This is a genomic window from Enterobacter sp. RHBSTW-00975 (assembly GCF_013615235.1).
In the GTDB taxonomy this organism is placed as follows: Bacteria; Pseudomonadota; Gammaproteobacteria; order Enterobacterales; family Enterobacteriaceae; genus Enterobacter; species Enterobacter ludwigii.
In genome coordinates, this window is the sequence record NZ_CP055883.1 from 834,592 (window position 1) to 853,646 (window position 19,055).

Genomic DNA, 19,055 nt, shown 5'->3' on the forward strand with positions numbered 1-19,055 from the left:
TACTATGAGTCTGAATTTCCTTGATTTCGAACAGCCGATTGCTGAGCTGGAAGCGAAAATCGATTCTCTGACAGCGGTAAGCCGTCAGGATGAAAAACTGGATATTAACATCGATGAAGAAGTGCATCGTCTGCGTGAGAAAAGCGTAGAACTGACGCGCAAAATCTTTGCCGATCTCGGCGCATGGCAGATCGCCCAGCTGGCGCGTCATCCACAGCGTCCGTACACCCTGGATTATGTCCGCCTGGCGTTTGACGAATTTGACGAACTGGCAGGCGATCGCGCTTACGCTGACGACAAAGCTATCGTCGGCGGCATCGCACGTCTGGACGGGCGCCCGGTGATGATCATTGGTCATCAGAAAGGCCGTGAAACCAAAGAGAAAATTCGTCGTAACTTTGGTATGCCGGCACCAGAAGGCTATCGTAAAGCCCTGCGTCTGATGGAGATGGCTGAGCGTTTCAAGATGCCAATCATCACCTTCATCGACACCCCGGGTGCGTATCCTGGCGTGGGCGCGGAAGAGCGTGGCCAGTCAGAAGCCATCGCGCGTAACCTTCGCGAGATGTCTCGCCTGAAGGTGCCGGTCATCTGTACCGTTATCGGTGAAGGGGGTTCCGGTGGTGCGCTGGCGATTGGCGTGGGCGATAAAGTGAATATGCTGCAGTACAGCACCTATTCCGTTATCTCCCCGGAAGGTTGTGCCTCTATTCTGTGGAAGAGCGCCGATAAAGCGCCTCTGGCTGCAGAAGCGATGGGCATCATTGCCCCACGTCTGAAAGAGCTGAAGCTGATCGACTCCGTGATCCCTGAACCTCTGGGTGGCGCGCATCGTAAGCCGGAAGTGATGGCGGCTTCCCTGAAAGCGCAGCTGCTGGCAGACCTGGCGGACCTGGATGTCCTGAGCACAGAAGATCTACTCAACCGTCGTTACCAGCGTCTGATGACCTACGGTTACGCGTAAGCTTCACAATTATCCTAAAAGCCGCACATTGTTGCGGCTTTTTTTATGCCTGCCGTTTACCTTAACTATGCTTAGCTAATGTTTTTCAAGGAGGTAAACCGTGAACATCATCGCCATTATGGGGCCGCACGGCGTCTTTTATAAAGACGAGCCCATTAAGGAGCTGGAGCACGCCCTTCAGTCCCGTGGGTACCAGCTGATTTGGCCGCACAATAGCGCCGACCTGCTGAAATTTATCGAGCACAACCCTCGCATCTGTGGCGTGATCTTCGACTGGGACGAGTACGACATGGAGTTGTGCAGCGATATCAATAAGCTGAACGAATATCTCCCGCTGTACGCTTTTATTAATACCCACTCGACAATGGACGTGAGCGCTCATGATATGCGAATGGCGCTGTGGTTCTTTGAATACTCACTCGGTGTCGCGGAAGATATTGCGACCCGTATTCAACAGTACACCGGTGAATATCTCGATAACATCACGCCACCGTTTACCCGCGCGCTGTTTACTTACGTCAAAGAAGGCAAATACACCTTCTGCACGCCAGGCCATATGGCAGGGACGGCCTATCAAAAAAGCCCGGTGGGTTGTTTGTTCTATGATTTCTTCGGGGGCAACACGCTCAAAGCGGACGTGTCGATTTCCGTCACTGAACTCGGATCGCTGCTCGATCACACCGGACCGCACCTGGAAGCTGAAGAATACATTGCCCGGACTTTTGGGGCCGAGCAGAGTTATATGGTGACCAACGGCACCTCGACATCAAACAAAATCGTCGGAATGTACGCCGCACCCGCCGGTAGCACCTTGCTGATTGACCGTAACTGCCACAAGTCGCTGGCTCATCTGCTGATGATGAGCGATGTCGTGCCGTTATGGCTCTCCCCGACGCGAAACGCGCTTGGGATCCTCGGCGGGATCCCGCGTCGTGAATTTAGCCACGCCGCGATTGAACATAAGGTCGCGGCGATCCCGGGGGCAAGCTGGCCGATCCATGCGGTCATCACTAACTCCACCTATGACGGTCTGCTCTATAACACCAACTGGATTAAGCAGACGCTGGATGTCCCGTCGATCCACTTTGACTCCGCGTGGGTGCCATACACCAACTTTCACCCGATTTACGCGGGAAAAAGCGGCATGAGCGGTGAGCGCGTGCCGGGCAAAGTGTTTTTCGAAACGCAGTCGACGCACAAAATGCTGGCCGCGTTTTCTCAGGCCTCGCTTATTCACATCAAAGGCGAGTACGACGAAGAGACGTTTAACGAAGCCTTTATGATGCACACCACCACCTCGCCAAGCTATCCGCTGGTGGCCTCTATTGAAACGGCGGCGGCAATGCTGCGCGGGAATCCGGGCAAGCGTCTGATCAATCGGTCTGTGGAGCGGGCGCTGCATTTCCGTAAAGAAGTCCAGCGGCTTAAAGATGAAGCAGACGGCTGGTTCTTCGATATCTGGCAACCCGAAGAGATTGATGAGGCCGAGTGCTGGCCTGTCTCACCTGGCGAGAGCTGGCACGGTTTTCGCGATGCCGACGCCGACCATATGTTCCTCGACCCGGTGAAGGTAACGATCCTGACTCCGGGGATGGACGAACAAGGCACGATGAGTGACGAAGGCATTCCTGCTGCTCTGGTGGCAAAATTCCTTGATGAACGTGGCGTAGTGGTGGAGAAAACCGGCCCGTATAACCTCTTGTTCCTGTTCAGTATTGGGATAGATAAAACCCGTGCGATGGGCTTATTGCGCGGACTGATGGAGTTTAAGCGCGCTTACGATCTCAACCTGCGGGTGAAAAATATGCTGCCGGATCTTTATGCTGAAGATCCTGACTTCTACCGCAATATGCGCATTCAGGATCTGGCTCAGGGGATCCATCGGCTGATCCGTCAGCACGATCTGCCGCGCCTGATGCTGCAGGCGTTTGACGTGCTGCCGGAGATGAAGTTGACCCCACACAAGGCCTGGCAACGTCAGGTGAAAGGGGAGGTTGAAACCGTTGAGCTGGAAAATCTGGTCGGGCGCGTGTCGGCTAACATGATCCTGCCTTATCCGCCGGGCGTACCGTTGTTGATGCCGGGGGAGATGATCACCGAAGAGAGTCGGGCGGTGCTCGATTTTCTGCTGATGCTCTGCTCAGTGGGGCGCCACTATCCGGGCTTTGAGACTGATATTCACGGGGCGAAGCGCGATGAGCAAGGGGTTTACTGGGTGCGAGTCCTAAAATAAGGGCGACAGCTTGCCAGGCCCGGGTTGTCGGTTGTAACGTTCAGGCATCATAAAAAGGAGAAGCTATGCTGGGTTTAAAACAGGTTCACCATATTGCGATCATTGCCACCGATTACGCAAAAAGTAAGGCCTTCTACTGCGATATTCTGGGCTTTACGTTGTTAAGCGAGGCGTATCGTGAGGAGCGTGACTCCTGGAAAGGCGATCTCGTTTTAAACGGGCAATATGTGATTGAGCTGTTCTCTTTTCCTTTTCCGCCAGCACGTCCGTCCCGCCCGGAAGCTTGCGGCCTGCGCCACCTTGCCTTTAGCGTCGACGACATTGATCGCGCCGTAAAACATCTGGAAACCCACGGCGTGAAGTGCGAAGCGATTCGTATCGACCCGTTCACCGACAAGCGTTTTACCTTTTTCAACGATCCGGATGGCCTTCCGCTGGAGCTTTACCAGCAGTAATTTCCACCCTGTGTGATAATGCCCGCTCAGTTCGGGCATTTTTATATGTGATTTTCTATGACCCTACCCGCGATTGCTCAAGCCGTTTCACCGTACCGCCAGCTGCTGGTGGGGTTTAGCGGTGGCCTGGATTCCACCGTTTTGCTCCACCGTCTCAAACTCTGGCGTGACAACGAGCCTGATATTCAGCTTCGGGCGATGCACATTCATCACGGGTTAAGCCCGCACGCGGATGCGTGGGTGGCACACTGCGAGGCGGTGTGTGCGGCATGGGCGATCCCGCTGACTGTTGAACGTGTACATCTCCAGGATGAGGGGCTGGGCATTGAGGCGCAGGCGCGTAAAGCACGCTATGCCGCTTTTGCCGCTGAATTACAGCCTGACGAAGCGCTGGTCACGGCGCAGCATCTCGATGACCAGTGCGAGACGTTATTACTGGCCCTCAAACGAGGAAGCGGCCCGGCGGGATTATCCGCGATGCCAGAACGGGCTGATTTCGCCGGATCGCACCTCCTTCGCCCACTGCTTGGCGAGACGCGAGCCTCGCTGGAAACGTGGGCACGGGAACACGAGCTGAGCTGGATTGAAGATGAAAGCAACCAGGATGACCGCTATGACCGTAACTTCCTGCGTCTGCGTGTCGTACCGCTTCTGAGCGAACGCTGGCCGCACTTTGCAGAAGCGGCAGCACGCAGCGCCATGCTGTGCGCTGAACAGGAGAGTCTGCTGGATGAGCTGCTGAGCGAAGAGCTGGCGGAACTGATTTCCGCGCAGGGATCGCTTACCATCGCACCGCTGGAAGCGATGAGCCCGGCGCGTCGGGCCGCATTGTTACGACGCTGGCTGGCCTCTCACGGTGCCGCTATGCCGTCGCGGGCAATGCTGGCTCGTTTCTGGGATGAAGTCGCCCTGGCGCGGGAAGATGCTACGCCGTGTGTGCACCTGAACGGTTTCGACGTCAGACGCTATAAAGGGGCGCTCTGGTGGGTTAAATCATCTCCCTCGCTCGCCGACAGGGTACTCGACTGGCCGTCGCTTGCGGAACCGCTGCTGTTGCCCTGTGATGCCGGTCGTGTGTCTTTGGTGCCAACCGGCCATGTACGTCTGCCTGAACCCGGGGAGCCGGTCACCGTGCGCTTTAAGGCGGGCGGTCTGCTGCATATTGTCGGGCGCAACGGAGGGCGGAAGCTGAAGAAAATCTGGCAGGAGAGCAATGTGCCGCCCTGGCGACGCGATACCACGCCGCTACTTTTCTACGGTGAAACGCTGATTGCTGCTGCGGGGGTATTCATTACGCAAGAGGGGTGGGCAGAAACGGGCGTGCAGTTTGAGTGGAAAGCGTAACGGGCAGCCGGGCTGCCCGTTAGTGTCATCAGGATTCGCTCACCACAACGGTGCCGATTTGCGGGTGGCTGAAGCTGGCAATTTTGTCCAGACGTAGCTCACGCGTCGCCCCGGCATCTTCCACTATCAGATATTCCACATTCTTTCGCGAAACCAGGTCGCTGGCTTTTGCCTTCAACACTTCGCCATCTTTTAGCTCCAGCGTCAGTATTAAATGATGCTGGCAGGCGAGTTCGAGGTTGTCATAGTCATCACAATTGATGGGTTGATAAGTTTCATTCATTGACATAATCGCTCACCAGTAAATTCGCCGCAGCATACGCTGCTTTTTCCCTGACCGATTCTGAAAGGCCCTCATCAGAGGCCACTTCATTAAGCACTTTCAATACACAGCCCAACGCGTCCGGGACATACCCCAGATCTCCGCTGGCGATTTCCGCATACCGTTTGCGAATTAACTCACAATAATTATTCACATCCCCTCCCGCCAGCGCACTGACTTACTGTGAGATATCATTAAGCCTACGAAGATAAACTCGGTTTAGCAAGGTGACTATACCATACTCATTTAAGCAATATCAGCGCCTTGATAGCCGGTGAATGTTCACCCGGGAACAGCCTTTTTATTCCTTTTTCGCTACAATGTGCGCCTGATTCGAAAGGAGTTCTCTCATGGCGCTGAAAGCGACAATTTATAAAGCTGTGGTCAATGTGGCAGATCTTGACCGCAACCAGTTCCTGGATGCGTCACTCACTCTGGCACGCCACCCCTCTGAAACCCAGGAGCGCATGATGCTGCGCCTGCTGGCGTGGATAAAGTATGCTGACGAGCGTCTGCAATTTAGCCGTGGCTTAAGCGCTGAGGACGAGCCAGAGGCCTGGCTGCACAACGATCATCTGGGTATCGATTTATGGATTGAACTCGGTCTGCCGGATGAGCGCCGCATTAAAAAGGCCTGCACGCAGTCCGCTAACGTGGCGTTATTCGCGTATAATCAACGTGCTGCGGAAATCTGGTGGCAGCAAAGCAAGAGCAAGTGCGGGCAGTTTGCCAACCTTACCGTCTGGTATCTGGACGATGAGCAGCTGGCGAAGCTGAGCGAGTTTGCCAGCCGGACGATGGTCCTGCAGGCCACAATTCAGGACGGCGCTATCTGGCTTTCTGATTCTCAGAATAATCTGGAAATTCATTTGACGGCGTGGCAGCCAGCGCCATGATTGTCTTGTCCCGAAACGTTAGCATCCCTGACAATGAGCTGGAGATCACCGCCATCCGTGCTCAGGGGGCGGGTGGACAGCACGTTAACAAGGCTTCAACGGCTATCCATTTGCGCTTTGACATTCGGGCCTCCAGCCTGCCAGAGTATTACAAAGAAAGCCTGCTCGCTGCCAGCCATCATCTGATCACCAGTGATGGCGTGATTGTGATTAAAGCGCAGGAGTACCGCAGCCAGGAGTTGAACCGCGAAGCGGCGATTGCCAGACTGGTGTCGATGATTAAAGAACTAACGGCAGTGCAAAAAAGCCGTCGGGCAACGCGACCGACCCGCGCATCGAAAGAGCGTCGGCTATCGTCGAAGGCCCAAAAATCCACAGTGAAAGCACTACGCGGTAAAGTTCGTCGCCCTACGGAGTGACGAAAAGGAACACAATTTCATAAGGAATTCATTGTGAAAAAAGCATTATTGTCAGCGCTGGCAGTGAGTACGCTGTTTGCGCTTTTCGGGTGTAACAACCGTTCTGAAACGCAGGTCGTGCAGCCTGCGCAGAATGAAGAGTTAAAACCAATGCAGCAGAGCTGGCGCGGCGTTTTACCGTGTGCCGACTGCGAGGGCATTGAAACGTCACTGTTCCTGCAGAAAGACGGTACCTGGGTTATGAACCAGCGTTATCAGGGGGCGAAAGAACCATCTTCCTTTGCGAGCTACGGGACATGGGCGCGTACGGCTGAGAAGCTGGTACTGACGGATACCACCGGTGAGAAAACCTATTTCCGCGCCAAAGGTGAAGGGATGGAGATGCTCGACCGCGAAGGCAATCCGATTGAGTCCCAGTTCAACTATACGCTGGCCCCGGTGAAAGCGGCCCTGCCTGCAACGCCAATGCCAATGCGTGGGATGTATTTCTATATGGCGGATGCGGCGATCTTTACCGACTGCGCCACCGGCAAGAAAATCAGCGTGGCGAACAATGCGCAGCTGGAGCGTGATTACGCTGTTGCGCGTGGCAATGACAGCAAGCCAGTCCTGCTGACGGTAGATGGTCACTTTACGCTGGAGCCGAACCCGGACAGCGGAGAGCTGGTGAAAACGCTGGTGGCAGATAAAGACGCGAAGTTTGTTGCGGGCAAAGACTGTAACAGCAAATAAGCCGATATCGGCCCATTAAAAAACCCCGCCTGAGCGGGGTTTTTTGTTTAACGTTAACCTTTGATGGCTTTCACCAGGTAATCAAGAATGTCGCCAGTCTTGATCATCTGCTTTTCACCACTGCGACGGTATTTGTATTCAATGTCGTCGCTGTCGAGGTTACGGTCGCCGATGACTACGGTGTGCGGGATACCGATCAGTTCCATATCGGCAAACATCACGCCTGGACGCTCTTTACGGTCATCCATCAGCACTTCGATACCCTGAGCGCGCAGCTCGGAGTAAAGTTTTTCGGCCAGCTCCTGCACGCGGTAAGACTTGTGCATGTTCATTGGCAGAATAGCCACCTGGAACGGGGCGATATTGTCTGGCCAGACGATGCCACGTTCGTCGTAGTTTTGCTCAATGGCGGCTGCAACCACACGCGTCACACCGATACCGTAGCAACCCATGGTCAGGATCTGGTTGCGGCCATCTTCCCCCTGAACGGCGGCATTCAGCGCGCGGGAATATTTATCCCCCAGCTGGAAGATGTGGCCCACTTCGATACCGCGTTTGATCATCAGGGTGCCCTGGCCGTCCGGGCTTGGATCGCCTGCCACCACGTTACGGATATCAGCGACTTCCGGCGTCGCGACATCGCGATCCCAGTTGATGCCGAAGTAATGTTTACCGTCGATGTTAGCGCCAGCGGCGAAGTCGCTCATTGCGGCTACCGTACGGTCAATAACCACCGGAACCGGCATATTCACCGGGCCCAGAGAGCCAGGACCTGCGTTCACGACGGCACGGATTTCCGCTTCCGTTGCGAACGTCAGCGGGCTGGCAACCTGAGGCAGCTTCTCAGCTTTCACTTCGTTCAGTTCGTGATCGCCACGCACCAGCAGGGCAACCAGCGGGTACGCGCTACCTTCGGTGGATTTCACCAGCAGGGTTTTTACCGTTTTTTCGACGGGCAGGTTGAACTGCTCAACCAGCTCGGCAATGGTTTTTGCGTGAGGTGTATCAACCAGCGTCATCTCTTCGGTTGCAGCAGCACGTGGCGCTTTAGGGGCCAGCGCTTCTGCAAACTCGATGTTCGCGGCGTAATCAGAAGAGTCAGAGAAGATCACATCGTCTTCGCCGCTCTGAGCCAGAACCTGGAACTCATGAGACGCGCTTCCGCCGATAGAACCGGTATCAGCCTGCACAGCACGGAAATCCAGCCCCATACGGGAGAAGATTTTGCTGTAAGCCTCGTACATTTTGTCGTAGGTCTCTTGCAGCGATTCCTGAGACGTATGGAAAGAGTAAGCATCTTTCATCAGGAATTCGCGTGAGCGCATGACGCCGAAACGTGGGCGAACTTCATCACGGAACTTGGTCTGGATCTGGAAGAAGTTCAGCGGCAGCTGTTTGTAAGAGCTCAGCTCATTACGAATCAGGTCGGTAATGACTTCTTCATGCGTTGGGCCGAGGACGAATGGACGCTCGCCACGATCAACGAAACGCAGCAGCTCAGGGCCATATTGCTCCCAACGGCCGCTCTCCTGCCACAGGTCAGCGGGCTGAACCACAGGCATGGACACCTCGATAGCACCGGCGTTGTTCATCTCTTCACGCACGATGTTTTCGACTTTTTTCAGGACGCGCACGCCGGTCGGCAGCCAGGTATATAACCCGGAGGCCAGCTTGCGGATCATCCCGGCGCGCAGCATCAGCTGATGGCTGATCACTTCGGCGTCGGCAGGCGTCTCCTTCAGAGTGGAGAGCAGATATTGGCTAGTACGCATGTTGTTACGGTTCCATTTCGACGATTGGAACAGGCTGAAACACCAGCCTGAGACAAAAAAAGTGGTTTAGTTTACCAGTGTGGCAAAGATGCCAAAAGAGAGGAGGACAAAATTACCTGGGTTCAAGGGCAAACACTTCAAAACCTGCCCCGGTCACGCGCCAGCGAACGTTAAAATCCAGCAGCCAGACGGCGTAGGTTTTCCCAGCGTCCTCTTCTTTACGATAGGCCGGACGGGGGTCCTGAGCCAGCACTTCGGTGATAAAGTCACGAAGGCGGGGATAGCGTGTTTCCAGCTGCTCAAGCTGCGTGGTTATCTCAGCCGTGAAGTGAACAGGCATATCTGCCTGCGGTGCTTCCTGTGCATAGCTTGCGCGGGCGTCGGGTAACGCTTCGGCAAAGGGGAGATACGGCTTGATATCGATAACCGGCGTGCCATCAACCAGGTCAAGGCTGCCTAATTCCAGTATGACCTGATCCTTTTGACAGCGTATACCTTTCAGTTCGACCAGCGACATCCCGACAGGGTTTGGACGGAAGGTTGAGCGCGTCGCAAACACGCCCATCCTGGCGTTGCCTCCCAGGCGAGGAGGGCGTACGGTCGGACGCCAGCCACCTTCCATCGTCTGGTGAAACACAAACACAATCCATAAGTGGCTGAATGCTTCGAGCCCGCGTACGGCATCGGCCTGATTGTAGGGCGCGATCAAGTGAAGCTCGCCACCGCTGGTGACCAGACCTGGCTGGCGTGGCACGGCGAACTTCTCTTTATAGGGAGAGCGAATAACGCCTATCTGTTCGAACTGAAATGAACTCATTTCGCCGTAATGTTCAGCGCCGAGCCGATGCAAACCGCCTGACGGTAGCAACCCGGTGTTCCACTGGTCACTTCGCAGCTATGCAGCAGAACCGCGTTGGCTTTCATTTTTGCCGCGTTGATCTGCATGCGTTTACGCGCTGTTGGGATATTCGGTGGAGAGTCCTGATTGGTAGCCTGACAGGATTCGCCGCTTACTTCACCCAGTTCACGGAAAGGTTTACCCACGAGTTCGTCAGCTTTGGTAATAATGCGAACCGGCGCAGGGCGAGGCGCTTTCGGTTTTACGGGTTCTGCTTTTGGCGGGGTTGCCGTGCTTTGGACAGGTTCAACAGGAGATCTGCTTAGCATAGAACAGCCGCTCAGCATGAGTGCTAAAAGACAGATCGGTAAAGCACGCATAATAATTCCTCAATGGATAATCAAAACGTCAGATATTGAATCAGTTGACTGCACAAATGACAAGACGGGCATAAGCCCGTCTTGATGATATTACACTGAGGTGAGATTACCAGCCCTTAACAGCGCCGCCGTTAAACACTTTGTTGGCTTCCTGGTAAACTTCGTCAGACTGATAAGCCTGTACGAACTTCTTCACGTTTTCCGCATCTTTGTTGTCTTCGCGAGTCACGATCAGGTTTACGTACGGGGAGTCTTTGTCTTCAACGAAGATACCGTCTTTCGCTGGCGTCAGGCCAATCTGGCTGGCGTACGTGGTGTTGATAACGGCCAGGGCAATCTGCGCGTCGTCGAGAGAACGTGGCAGCTGTGGGGCTTCCAGCTCAACAATTTTCAGATTTTTCGGATTCTCGGTGACATCCAGAACGGTTGGCAGCAGGCCAACACCGTCTTTCAGCTTAATCAGGCCCACTTTCTGCAGCAGCAGCAGGGAACGGCCAAGGTTGGTTGGGTCGTTAGGCACGGCAACCTGAGAGCCTGGCTGCAGTTCGTCCAGAGATTTAATTTTCTTGGAGTAACCGGCAATAGGGTAAACAAAGGTGTTACCCACACCCACCAGTTTATAGCCGCGATCCTTGATCTGCTGATCCAGGTAAGGTTTATGCTGGAAGGCGTTGGCGTCGATATCGCCTTTGCTCAGCGCTTCGTTCGGCAGAACGTAATCGTTAAAGGTCACCAGCTCAACGTCCAGACCATACTTCTCTTTCGCGACTTTCTGCGCGACTTCAGCAACCTGCTGTTCTGCACCCACGATAACGCCCACTTTGATGTGGTTTGGATCTTTTTCGTCCTGACCGCAACCCACCAGTGCCAGAGAGCCGATCAGCGCGCCTACCGCTGCAAAGGTCTTTAATTTAAACGCCATGTTATATCCTTAACTCGTCGAGTTTGTGTTGTGTGTAACGTTATTTGTGAGTAACAGTCCGGACGATGCGATCGCCAGAGAACTGGATTAAGTAAACCAGCACAACCAGCAATACCAGAACGGTATTCATTACGGTAGCGTTATAACCAATATAGCCGTACTGGTAGCCAATCTGGCCTAAACCGCCGGCGCCAACGGCACCGCCCATCGCGGAATAACCCACCAGAGTAATCAACGTAATGGTTGCCGCGTTAACCAGCCCTGGCAGCGCTTCAGGCAGCAGGACTTTACGAACGATCTGCATTGGCGTTGCCCCCATCGCGCGGGAAGCCTCGATCAAACCGGTCGGGATTTCCAGCAGGGCGTTTTCCACCATACGGGCGATAAACGGCGCAGCTCCCACGGTCAGCGGAACGATAGCTGCCTGCAAACCGATAGACGTTCCCACGATCACACGGGTAAATGGAATCATCCACACCAGCAGAATAATGAACGGGATAGAACGGAAGATATTCACCAGTGCAGACAGGGTGCGATACAGCTTCGCGTTCTCAATGATTTGTCCCGGGCGCGTCACATACAGCAGCACGCCGACCGGCAGACCAATCACAAAACCAAAGAAGCCTGATACAAAGGTCATTGCCAGCGTTTCCCAAACGCCGCGAACCAGCAGCCACATCATCGGCTCAGACATAACCCAGTACCTCTACTTTTACGTGATGTTCTTGCAGCCAGGCAATTGCCGCCTGGGTTTCTGCTTGTGTGCCGTGCATTTCCGTCAGCATGATGCCGAACTTCACGCCACCGGCGTAATCCATTTGCGCGCTGATGATGTTGTTATTCACATTAAAGCGGCGCGCGGTTTCGGACAGCAGCGGTGCATCGACGGACTGGCCAGTGAACTCCATACGCAGCATCGGGACGCTGTCAGCGGTCGATTCTGTTTTTAAACGCTCCAGATAATCTTCCGGAATATCCAGGTGCAGCGTGGACTGAATAAACTGTTGTGCCAGTGGTGTTTTCGGATGGGAAAACACTTCGCTGACCGTGTCTTGCTCAATCAACTCACCGTTGCTGATTACCGCGACGCAATCACAGATGCGTTTCACCACGTCCATTTCATGTGTAATAAGGAGAATGGTCAGGCCGAGGCGACGGTTGATGTCCTTCAGCAGCTCCAGAATGGAACGCGTAGTGGCGGGATCTAATGCGCTGGTGGCTTCATCGCACAGCAGCACTTTCGGGTTGCTTGCCAGCGCGCGGGCAATGGCCACACGCTGCTTTTGTCCGCCGGACAGGTTTGCCGGGTAGCTATCGTGTTTATCACCCAGACCGACGAGATCCAGCAGTTCGGTTACGCGACGCTTAACTTCTTCTTTTGGCGTGTTGTCCAGTTCCAGCGGTAAGGCAACGTTGCCAAACACCGTACGGGAGGCCAGCAGGTTAAAGTGCTGGAAGATCATGCCAATCTGGCGGCGTGCTTTCGTCAGTTCTTTCTCTGAAAGGGCGGTCAGTTCCTGCCCGCCTACTTCTACACGACCCTGGGTTGGGCGCTCAAGCAGGTTAACACAACGGATCAGCGTACTTTTACCTGCACCCGATGCGCCAATGACGCCATAAATTTGACCAGCAGGAACATGCAGGCTGACATTGTTCAGCGCCTGAATGGTTCGGTTCCCCTGCTGGAACACTTTGGTGATATTGGAAAGTTTAATCATTAGATTATTTTTATCGTATGTAAGTTAGCCGTGGCATTTTCTTCTGCCAGATACGGGTGATGACCGTAAACAAAACGGATGTTAAGGCATCCAGACGTCTAAATCAATCCAACTCTGTACGATGAGCACTTTATTGCGCTGCGATTCATGAGATACTAGCTGTACATGCCTTTTTCAGGAGCAAACCGGTGGCAAAATCAGTACCCGCAATTTTTCTCGATCGTGATGGCACTATTAATGTGGATCACGGTTATGTCCACGAAATTGATGAGTTCGAGTTTATCGAGGGCGTTATCGATGCTATGCGCCAGCTGAAAGAGATGGGCTATGCGCTGGTGGTCGTGACCAACCAGTCCGGCATCGCACGTGGAAAATTCACCGAGGCGCAATTCGAGACGCTGACGGAATGGATGGACTGGTCGCTGGCTGACCGCGGTGTCGAACTTGATGGCATTTACTATTGCCCGCACCACCCGCAGGGAACTGTAGAAGAGTTTCGCCAGACGTGTGATTGCCGCAAGCCGCATCCGGGAATGTTTATCTCTGCGCAGGAATTCCTGCATATCGATATGGCTGCTTCTTATATGGTGGGCGATAAACTGGAAGATATGCAGGCAGCAACCGCCGCAGGTGTGGGGACTAAAATACTTGTGCGCACCGGCAAACCTGTGACGCCTGAAGCAGAGAGTGCCGCGGATTGGGTGATTAATAGCCTGGCAGATCTGCCAAAAGAGATTAAAAAGCACCAAAAATAGCCTTTTTGGTGAAAAGGTGAGCGGTCAAAATAAAAATGCATATTTCCGCTTGTCATTCCTCGGCGGCACCCTATAATGCGCCTCCATCGACACGGCGGATGTGAATCACTTCACAGATAACCCGGTCGGTTGAAGAGAAAAAATCCTGAACTTCAGGGTTGACTCTGAAAGAGGAAAGCGTAATATACGCCACCTCGCGACGGTGAGCTGCAAGCCGCGTCGCAACTGCTCTTTAACAATTTATCAGACAATCTGTGTGGGCACTCAAAGTGACATGGATTCTTAACGTCCTCGGACGAAAAATGAATACCAAGTCTCTGAGTGAACATACGTAATTCATTACGAAGTTTAATTCACGAGCATCAAACTTAAATTGAAGAGTTTGATCATGGCTCAGATTGAACGCTGGCGGCAGGCCTAACACATGCAAGTCGAACGGTAGCACAGAGAGCTTGCTCTCGGGTGACGAGTGGCGGACGGGTGAGTAATGTCTGGGAAACTGCCTGATGGAGGGGGATAACTACTGGAAACGGTAGCTAATACCGCATAACGTCGCAAGACCAAAGAGGGGGACCTTCGGGCCTCTTGCCATCAGATGTGCCCAGATGGGATTAGCTAGTAGGTGGGGTAACGGCTCACCTAGGCGACGATCCCTAGCTGGTCTGAGAGGATGACCAGCCACACTGGAACTGAGACACGGTCCAGACTCCTACGGGAGGCAGCAGTGGGGAATATTGCACAATGGGCGCAAGCCTGATGCAGCCATGCCGCGTGTATGAAGAAGGCCTTCGGGTTGTAAAGTACTTTCAGCGGGGAGGAAGGTGTTGCGGTTAATAACCGCAGCAATTGACGTTACCCGCAGAAGAAGCACCGGCTAACTCCGTGCCAGCAGCCGCGGTAATACGGAGGGTGCAAGCGTTAATCGGAATTACTGGGCGTAAAGCGCACGCAGGCGGTCTGTCAAGTCGGATGTGAAATCCCCGGGCTCAACCTGGGAACTGCATTCGAAACTGGCAGGCTAGAGTCTTGTAGAGGGGGGTAGAATTCCAGGTGTAGCGGTGAAATGCGTAGAGATCTGGAGGAATACCGGTGGCGAAGGCGGCCCCCTGGACAAAGACTGACGCTCAGGTGCGAAAGCGTGGGGAGCAAACAGGATTAGATACCCTGGTAGTCCACGCCGTAAACGATGTCGACTTGGAGGTTGTGCCCTTGAGGCGTGGCTTCCGGAGCTAACGCGTTAAGTCGACCGCCTGGGGAGTACGGCCGCAAGGTTAAAACTCAAATGAATTGACGGGGGCCCGCACAAGCGGTGGAGCATGTGGTTTAATTCGATGCAACGCGAAGAACCTTACCTACTCTTGACATCCAGAGAACTTTCCAGAGATGGATTGGTGCCTTCGGGAACTCTGAGACAGGTGCTGCATGGCTGTCGTCAGCTCGTGTTGTGAAATGTTGGGTTAAGTCCCGCAACGAGCGCAACCCTTATCCTTTGTTGCCAGCGGTCCGGCCGGGAACTCAAAGGAGACTGCCAGTGATAAACTGGAGGAAGGTGGGGATGACGTCAAGTCATCATGGCCCTTACGAGTAGGGCTACACACGTGCTACAATGGCGCATACAAAGAGAAGCGAACTCGCGAGAGCAAGCGGACCTCATAAAGTGCGTCGTAGTCCGGATTGGAGTCTGCAACTCGACTCCATGAAGTCGGAATCGCTAGTAATCGTAGATCAGAATGCTACGGTGAATACGTTCCCGGGCCTTGTACACACCGCCCGTCACACCATGGGAGTGGGTTGCAAAAGAAGTAGGTAGCTTAACCTTCGGGAGGGCGCTTACCACTTTGTGATTCATGACTGGGGTGAAGTCGTAACAAGGTAACCGTAGGGGAACCTGCGGTTGGATCACCTCCTTACCTTAAAGAACCTGCCTTTGTAGTGCTCACACAGATTGTCTGATGAAAAACAGCAGTAAAAAACCTCTACAGGCTTGTAGCTCAGGTGGTTAGAGCGCACCCCTGATAAGGGTGAGGTCGGTGGTTCAAGTCCACTCAGGCCTACCAAATCTGTCATGCAGATTTGAAGAGGTTGGTCATACGATGGGGCTATAGCTCAGCTGGGAGAGCGCCTGCTTTGCACGCAGGAGGTCTGCGGTTCGATCCCGCATAGCTCCACCATCTTTTACTGCGAAAACAAGAAAACTTCAGAGTGAACCTGAAAAGGTGCACTGCGAAGTTTTGCTCTTTAAAAATCTGGATCAAGCTGAAAATTGAAACGACACACAGTTAATGTGTGTTCGAGTCTCTCAAATTTTCGCAAACCGGTGATGAATCGAAAGAAACATCTTCGGGTTGTGAGGTTAAGCGACTAAGCGTACACGGTGGATGCCCTGGCAGTCAGAGGCGATGAAGGACGTGCTAATCTGCGAAAAGCGCCGGCGAGGTGATATGAACCTTTGACCCGGCGATGTCCGAATGGGGAAACCCAGTGTGTTCCGACACACTATCGTTAACTGAATACATAGGTTAACGAGGCGAACCGGGGGAACTGAAACATCTAAGTACCCCGAGGAAAAGAAATCAACCGAGATTCCCCCAGTAGCGGCGAGCGAACGGGGAGCAGCCCAGAGTCTGAATCAGCTTGTGTGTTAGTGGAAGCGTCTGGAAAGTCGCACGGTACAGGGTGACAGTCCCGTACACGAAAGCACACAGGTTGTGAACTCGAAGAGTAGGGCGGGACACGTGGTATCCTGTCTGAATATGGGGGGACCATCCTCCAAGGCTAAATACTCCTGACTGACCGATAGTGAACCAGTACCGTGAGGGAAAGGCGAAAAGAACCCCGGCGAGGGGAGTGAAAAAGAACCTGAAACCGTGTACGTACAAGCAGTGGGAGCCTCTTTTATGGGGTGACTGCGTACCTTTTGTATAATGGGTCAGCGACTTATATTCTGTAGCAAGGTTAACCGTATAGGGGAGCCGAAGGGAAACCGAGTCTTAACTGGGCGTTAAGTTGCAGGGTATAGACCCGAAACCCGGTGATCTAGCCATGGGCAGGTTGAAGGTTGGGTAACACTAACTGGAGGACCGAACCGACTAATGTTGAAAAATTAGCGGATGACTTGTGGCTGGGGGTGAAAGGCCAATCAAACCGGGAGATAGCTGGTTCTCCCCGAAAGCTATTTAGGTAGCGCCTCGTGAACTCATCTTCGGGGGTAGAGCACTGTTTCGGCTAGGGGGCCATCCCGGCTTACCAACCCGATGCAAACTACGAATACCGAAGAATGTTATCACGGGAGACACACGGCGGGTGCTAACGTCCGTCGTGAAGAGGGAAACAACCCAGACCGCCAGCTAAGGTCCCAAAGTCATGGTTAAGTGGGAAACGATGTGGGAAGGCACAGACAGCCAGGATGTTGGCTTAGAAGCAGCCATCATTTAAAGAAAGCGTAATAGCTCACTGGTCGAGTCGGCCTGCGCGGAAGATGTAACGGGGCTAAACCATGCACCGAAGCTGCGGCAGCGACGCTTATGCGTTGTTGGGTAGGGGAGCGTTCTGTAAGCCGTTGAAGGTGTCCTGTGAGGGGTGCTGGAGGTATCAGAAGTGCGAATGCTGACATAAGTAACGATAAAGCGGGTGAAAAGCCCGCTCGCCGGAAGACCAAGGGTTCCTGTCCAACGTTAATCGGGGCAGGGTGAGTCGACCCCTAAGGCGAGGCCGAAAGGCGTAGTCGATGGGAAACAGGTTAATATTCCTGTACTTGGTGTTACTGCGAAGGGGGGACGGAGAAGGCTATGTTAGCCGGGCGACGGTTGTCCCGGTTTAAGCATGTAGGCGGAACGATTAGGTAAATCCGGTCGTTTATTAACGCTGAGGTGTGATGACGAGGCACTACGGTGCTGAAGTAACAAATGCCCTGCTTCCAGGAAAAGCCTCTAAGCATCAGGTAACACGAAATCGTACCCCAAACCGACACAGGTGGTCAGGTAGAGAATACCAAGGCGCTTGAGAGAACTCGGGTGAAGGAACTAGGCAAAATGGTGCCGTAACTTCGGGAGAAGGCACGCTGATATGTAGGTGAAGCCCCTGCGGGTGGAGCTGAAATCAGTCGAAGATACCAGCTGGCTGCAACTGTTTATTAAAAACACAGCACTGTGCAAACACGAAAGTGGACGTATACGGTGTGACGCCTGCCCGGTGCCGGAAGGTTAATTGATGGGGTTAGCGGTAACGCGAAGCTCTTGATCGAAGCCCCGGTAAACGGCGGCCGTAACTATAACGGTCCTAAGGTAGCGAAATTCCTTGTCGGGTAAGTTCCGACCTGCACGAATGGCGTAATGATGGCCAGGCTGTCTCCACCCGAGACTCAGTGAAATTGAACTCGCTGTGAAGATGCAGTGTACCCGCGGCAAGACGGAAAGACCCCGTGAACCTTTACTATAGCTTGACACTGAACACTGGTCCTTGATGTGTAGGATAGGTGGGAGGCTTTGAAGCGTGGACGCCAGTCTGCGTGGAGCCAACCTTGAAATACCACCCTTTAATGGCTGGTGTTCTAACGTAGACCCGTAATCCGGGTTGCGGACAGTGTCTGGTGGGTAGTTTGACTGGGGCGGTCTCCTCCCAAAGAGTAACGGAGGAGCACGAAGGTTAGCTAATCCTGGTCGGACATCAGGAGGTTAGTGCAATGGCATAAGCTAGCTTGACTGCGAGAGTGACGGCTCGAGCAGGTGCGAAAGCAGGTCATAGTGATCCGGTGGTTCTGAATGGAAGGGCCATCGCTCAACGGATAAAAGGTACTCCGGGGATAACAGGCTGATACCGCCCAAGAGTTCATATCGACGGCGGTGTTTGGCACCTCGATGTCGGCTCATCACATCCTGGGGCTGAAGTAGGTCCCAAGGGTATGGCTGTTCGCCATTTAAAGTGGTACGCGAGCTGGGTTTAGAACGTCGTGAGACAGTTCGGTCCCTATCTGCCGTGGGCGCTGGAGAATTGAGGGGGGCTGCTCCTAGTACGAGAGGACCGGAGTGGACGCATCACTGGTGTTCGGGTTGTCATGCCAATGGCACTGCCCGGTAGCTAAATGCGGAAGAGATAAGTGCTGAAAGCATCTAAGCACGAAACTTGCCCCGAGATGAGTTCTCCCTGAGACTTTAAGTCTCCTGAAGGAACGTTGAAGACTACGACGTTGATAGGTCGGGTGTGTAAGCGCAGCGATGCGTTGAGCTAACCGATACTAATGAACCGTGAGGCTTAACCTTACAACGCCGAAGATGTTTTGGCGGTGAGAGACGATTTTCAGCTGATA

General features: G+C 53.7%; 16 protein-coding genes, 2 tRNA genes and 2 rRNA genes. 12 read left to right on the forward strand and 8 right to left on the reverse strand.

Annotated features, from left to right (window positions below):
• Window positions 1–4: 4 nt before the first annotated feature.
• The 4 genes from accA to tilS all read left to right on the forward strand — a co-directional run bounded on the left by accA (window position 5) and on the right by tilS (window position 4,996).
• Window positions 5–964 carry an acetyl-CoA carboxylase carboxyl transferase subunit alpha gene (gene accA / locus HV340_RS03930; protein WP_014168716.1) on the forward strand — a complete coding sequence of 320 codons (960 nt, stop codon included), beginning with the start codon at window positions 5–7 and terminating at the stop codon, window positions 962–964.
• A 100-nt stretch (window positions 965–1,064) separates the two neighbouring features.
• Window positions 1,065–3,197: a lysine decarboxylase LdcC gene (locus HV340_RS03935; protein ID WP_014168717.1), complete on the forward strand. Its 2,133-nt coding sequence runs from the start codon at window positions 1,065–1,067 to the stop codon at window positions 3,195–3,197.
• A 65-nt stretch (window positions 3,198–3,262) separates the two neighbouring features.
• On the forward strand, window positions 3,263–3,652 hold the full coding sequence (locus HV340_RS03940; protein ID WP_059306862.1) for a VOC family protein: 390 nt from the start codon (window positions 3,263–3,265) through the stop codon (window positions 3,650–3,652).
• A gap of 57 nt (window positions 3,653–3,709) precedes the next feature.
• Complete coding sequence (gene tilS, locus HV340_RS03945; RefSeq protein WP_059306863.1) at window positions 3,710–4,996, forward strand: tRNA lysidine(34) synthetase TilS; 1,287 nt, start codon at window positions 3,710–3,712, stop codon at window positions 4,994–4,996.
• Window positions 4,997–5,024: 28 nt separating this feature from the next.
• Here the strand turns inward: tilS and rof are convergent, their stop codons facing one another.
• Both rof and HV340_RS03955 read right to left on the reverse strand, forming a co-directional pair.
• Complete coding sequence (rof, locus tag HV340_RS03950) at window positions 5,025–5,285, reverse strand: Rho-binding antiterminator (protein ID WP_014168720.1); 261 nt, start codon at window positions 5,283–5,285, stop codon at window positions 5,025–5,027.
• A complete protein-coding gene (locus HV340_RS03955) occupies window positions 5,272–5,472 on the reverse strand; it encodes a YaeP family protein (protein ID WP_014168721.1) in 201 nt (66 codons plus the stop codon). The genes rof and HV340_RS03955 overlap by 14 nt, the downstream gene beginning before the upstream one ends.
• Window positions 5,473–5,668: 196 nt before the next feature.
• Between HV340_RS03955 and HV340_RS03960 the strand changes: the two genes are divergently transcribed.
• The 3 genes from HV340_RS03960 to nlpE are packed head-to-tail and all read left to right on the forward strand — an operon-like array spanning window position 5,669 to window position 7,365.
• Window positions 5,669–6,214 carry a YaeQ family protein gene (locus HV340_RS03960; protein WP_014168722.1) on the forward strand — a complete coding sequence of 182 codons (546 nt, stop codon included), beginning with the start codon at window positions 5,669–5,671 and terminating at the stop codon, window positions 6,212–6,214.
• Window positions 6,211–6,633: an alternative ribosome rescue aminoacyl-tRNA hydrolase ArfB gene (arfB, locus tag HV340_RS03965; RefSeq protein WP_020882624.1), complete on the forward strand. Its 423-nt coding sequence runs from the start codon at window positions 6,211–6,213 to the stop codon at window positions 6,631–6,633. Before HV340_RS03960 ends, arfB begins: the two co-directional genes overlap by 4 nt.
• Before the next feature lie 33 nt (window positions 6,634–6,666).
• The gene (gene nlpE, locus HV340_RS03970) at window positions 6,667–7,365 is read left to right on the forward strand and encodes an envelope stress response activation lipoprotein NlpE (protein ID WP_014168724.1); all 699 of its coding nucleotides are present in this window, start codon (window positions 6,667–6,669) and stop codon (window positions 7,363–7,365) included.
• A 53-nt stretch (window positions 7,366–7,418) separates the two neighbouring features.
• Here the strand turns inward: nlpE and proS are convergent, their stop codons facing one another.
• The 6 genes from proS to metN form a co-directional block, all read right to left on the reverse strand.
• Complete coding sequence (gene proS / locus HV340_RS03975; protein ID WP_014168725.1) at window positions 7,419–9,137, reverse strand: proline--tRNA ligase; 1,719 nt, start codon at window positions 9,135–9,137, stop codon at window positions 7,419–7,421.
• A 112-nt stretch (window positions 9,138–9,249) separates the two neighbouring features.
• Window positions 9,250–9,954 carry a tRNA (N6-threonylcarbamoyladenosine(37)-N6)-methyltransferase TrmO gene (gene tsaA, locus HV340_RS03980; protein WP_032679646.1) on the reverse strand — a complete coding sequence of 235 codons (705 nt, stop codon included), beginning with the start codon at window positions 9,952–9,954 and terminating at the stop codon, window positions 9,250–9,252.
• Window positions 9,951–10,355 (reverse strand): Rcs stress response system protein RcsF, encoded by a 405-nt coding sequence (rcsF, locus tag HV340_RS03985; protein WP_014168727.1) that lies wholly within the window; start codon window positions 10,353–10,355, stop codon window positions 9,951–9,953. Before rcsF ends, tsaA begins: the two co-directional genes overlap by 4 nt.
• 106 nt (window positions 10,356–10,461) lie before the next feature.
• Complete coding sequence (gene metQ / locus HV340_RS03990; RefSeq protein ID WP_014168729.1) at window positions 10,462–11,277, reverse strand: methionine ABC transporter substrate-binding lipoprotein MetQ; 816 nt, start codon at window positions 11,275–11,277, stop codon at window positions 10,462–10,464.
• A 40-nt stretch (window positions 11,278–11,317) separates the two neighbouring features.
• A complete protein-coding gene (locus HV340_RS03995; RefSeq protein WP_014168730.1) occupies window positions 11,318–11,971 on the reverse strand; it encodes a methionine ABC transporter permease MetI in 654 nt (217 codons plus the stop codon).
• Window positions 11,964–12,995, reverse strand: coding sequence for a methionine ABC transporter ATP-binding protein MetN (metN, locus tag HV340_RS04000; protein ID WP_014168731.1), 1,032 nt, complete (start codon window positions 12,993–12,995; stop codon window positions 11,964–11,966). The genes HV340_RS03995 and metN overlap by 8 nt, the downstream gene beginning before the upstream one ends.
• Before the next feature lie 188 nt (window positions 12,996–13,183).
• On the opposite strand from metN, the gene gmhB reads away from it, so the two are divergent.
• From gmhB to HV340_RS04025, 5 genes are all read left to right on the forward strand, one after another.
• On the forward strand, window positions 13,184–13,750 hold the full coding sequence (gene gmhB, locus HV340_RS04005) for a D-glycero-beta-D-manno-heptose 1,7-bisphosphate 7-phosphatase (RefSeq protein WP_059306864.1): 567 nt from the start codon (window positions 13,184–13,186) through the stop codon (window positions 13,748–13,750).
• Between the two features lie 370 nt (window positions 13,751–14,120).
• Window positions 14,121–15,660, forward strand: a 16S ribosomal RNA gene (locus tag HV340_RS04010).
• A gap of 70 nt (window positions 15,661–15,730) precedes the next feature.
• Window positions 15,731–15,807: transfer RNA gene (locus HV340_RS04015), tRNA-Ile, on the forward strand.
• 38 nt (window positions 15,808–15,845) lie between these two features.
• Window positions 15,846–15,921, forward strand: a tRNA-Ala gene (locus HV340_RS04020).
• A 180-nt stretch (window positions 15,922–16,101) separates the two neighbouring features.
• Window positions 16,102–19,008: ribosomal RNA gene (locus HV340_RS04025) — 23S ribosomal RNA — on the forward strand.
• Together the 16S and 23S rRNA genes with 2 tRNA genes alongside form the textbook arrangement of a ribosomal RNA operon.
• The last annotated feature ends 47 nt before the right edge of the window (window positions 19,009–19,055 follow it).

What these genes read in the sequence shown, in the direction of transcription:
- proS (WP_014168725.1), bottom strand. Translation starts at nt 9,137, where the DNA reads ATGCGTACTAGCCAATATCTGCTCTCCACTCTGAAGGAGACGCCTGCC.
- rcsF (WP_014168727.1), bottom strand. Translation starts at nt 10,355, where the DNA reads ATGCGTGCTTTACCGATCTGTCTTTTAGCACTCATGCTGAGCGGCTGT.
- HV340_RS03995 (WP_014168730.1), bottom strand. Translation starts at nt 11,971, where the DNA reads ATGTCTGAGCCGATGATGTGGCTGCTGGTTCGCGGCGTTTGGGAAACG.
- metN (WP_014168731.1), bottom strand. Translation starts at nt 12,995, where the DNA reads ATGATTAAACTTTCCAATATCACCAAAGTGTTCCAGCAGGGGAACCGA.
- arfB (WP_020882624.1), top strand. Translation starts at nt 6,211, where the DNA reads ATGATTGTCTTGTCCCGAAACGTTAGCATCCCTGACAATGAGCTGGAG.
- tilS (WP_059306863.1), top strand. Translation starts at nt 3,710, where the DNA reads ATGACCCTACCCGCGATTGCTCAAGCCGTTTCACCGTACCGCCAGCTG.
- HV340_RS03940 (WP_059306862.1), top strand. Translation starts at nt 3,263, where the DNA reads ATGCTGGGTTTAAAACAGGTTCACCATATTGCGATCATTGCCACCGAT.
- accA (WP_014168716.1), top strand. Translation starts at nt 5, where the DNA reads ATGAGTCTGAATTTCCTTGATTTCGAACAGCCGATTGCTGAGCTGGAA.
- rof (WP_014168720.1), bottom strand. Translation starts at nt 5,285, where the DNA reads ATGTCAATGAATGAAACTTATCAACCCATCAATTGTGATGACTATGAC.
- HV340_RS03960 (WP_014168722.1), top strand. Translation starts at nt 5,669, where the DNA reads ATGGCGCTGAAAGCGACAATTTATAAAGCTGTGGTCAATGTGGCAGAT.
- tsaA (WP_032679646.1), bottom strand. Translation starts at nt 9,954, where the DNA reads ATGAGTTCATTTCAGTTCGAACAGATAGGCGTTATTCGCTCTCCCTAT.
- metQ (WP_014168729.1), bottom strand. Translation starts at nt 11,277, where the DNA reads ATGGCGTTTAAATTAAAGACCTTTGCAGCGGTAGGCGCGCTGATCGGC.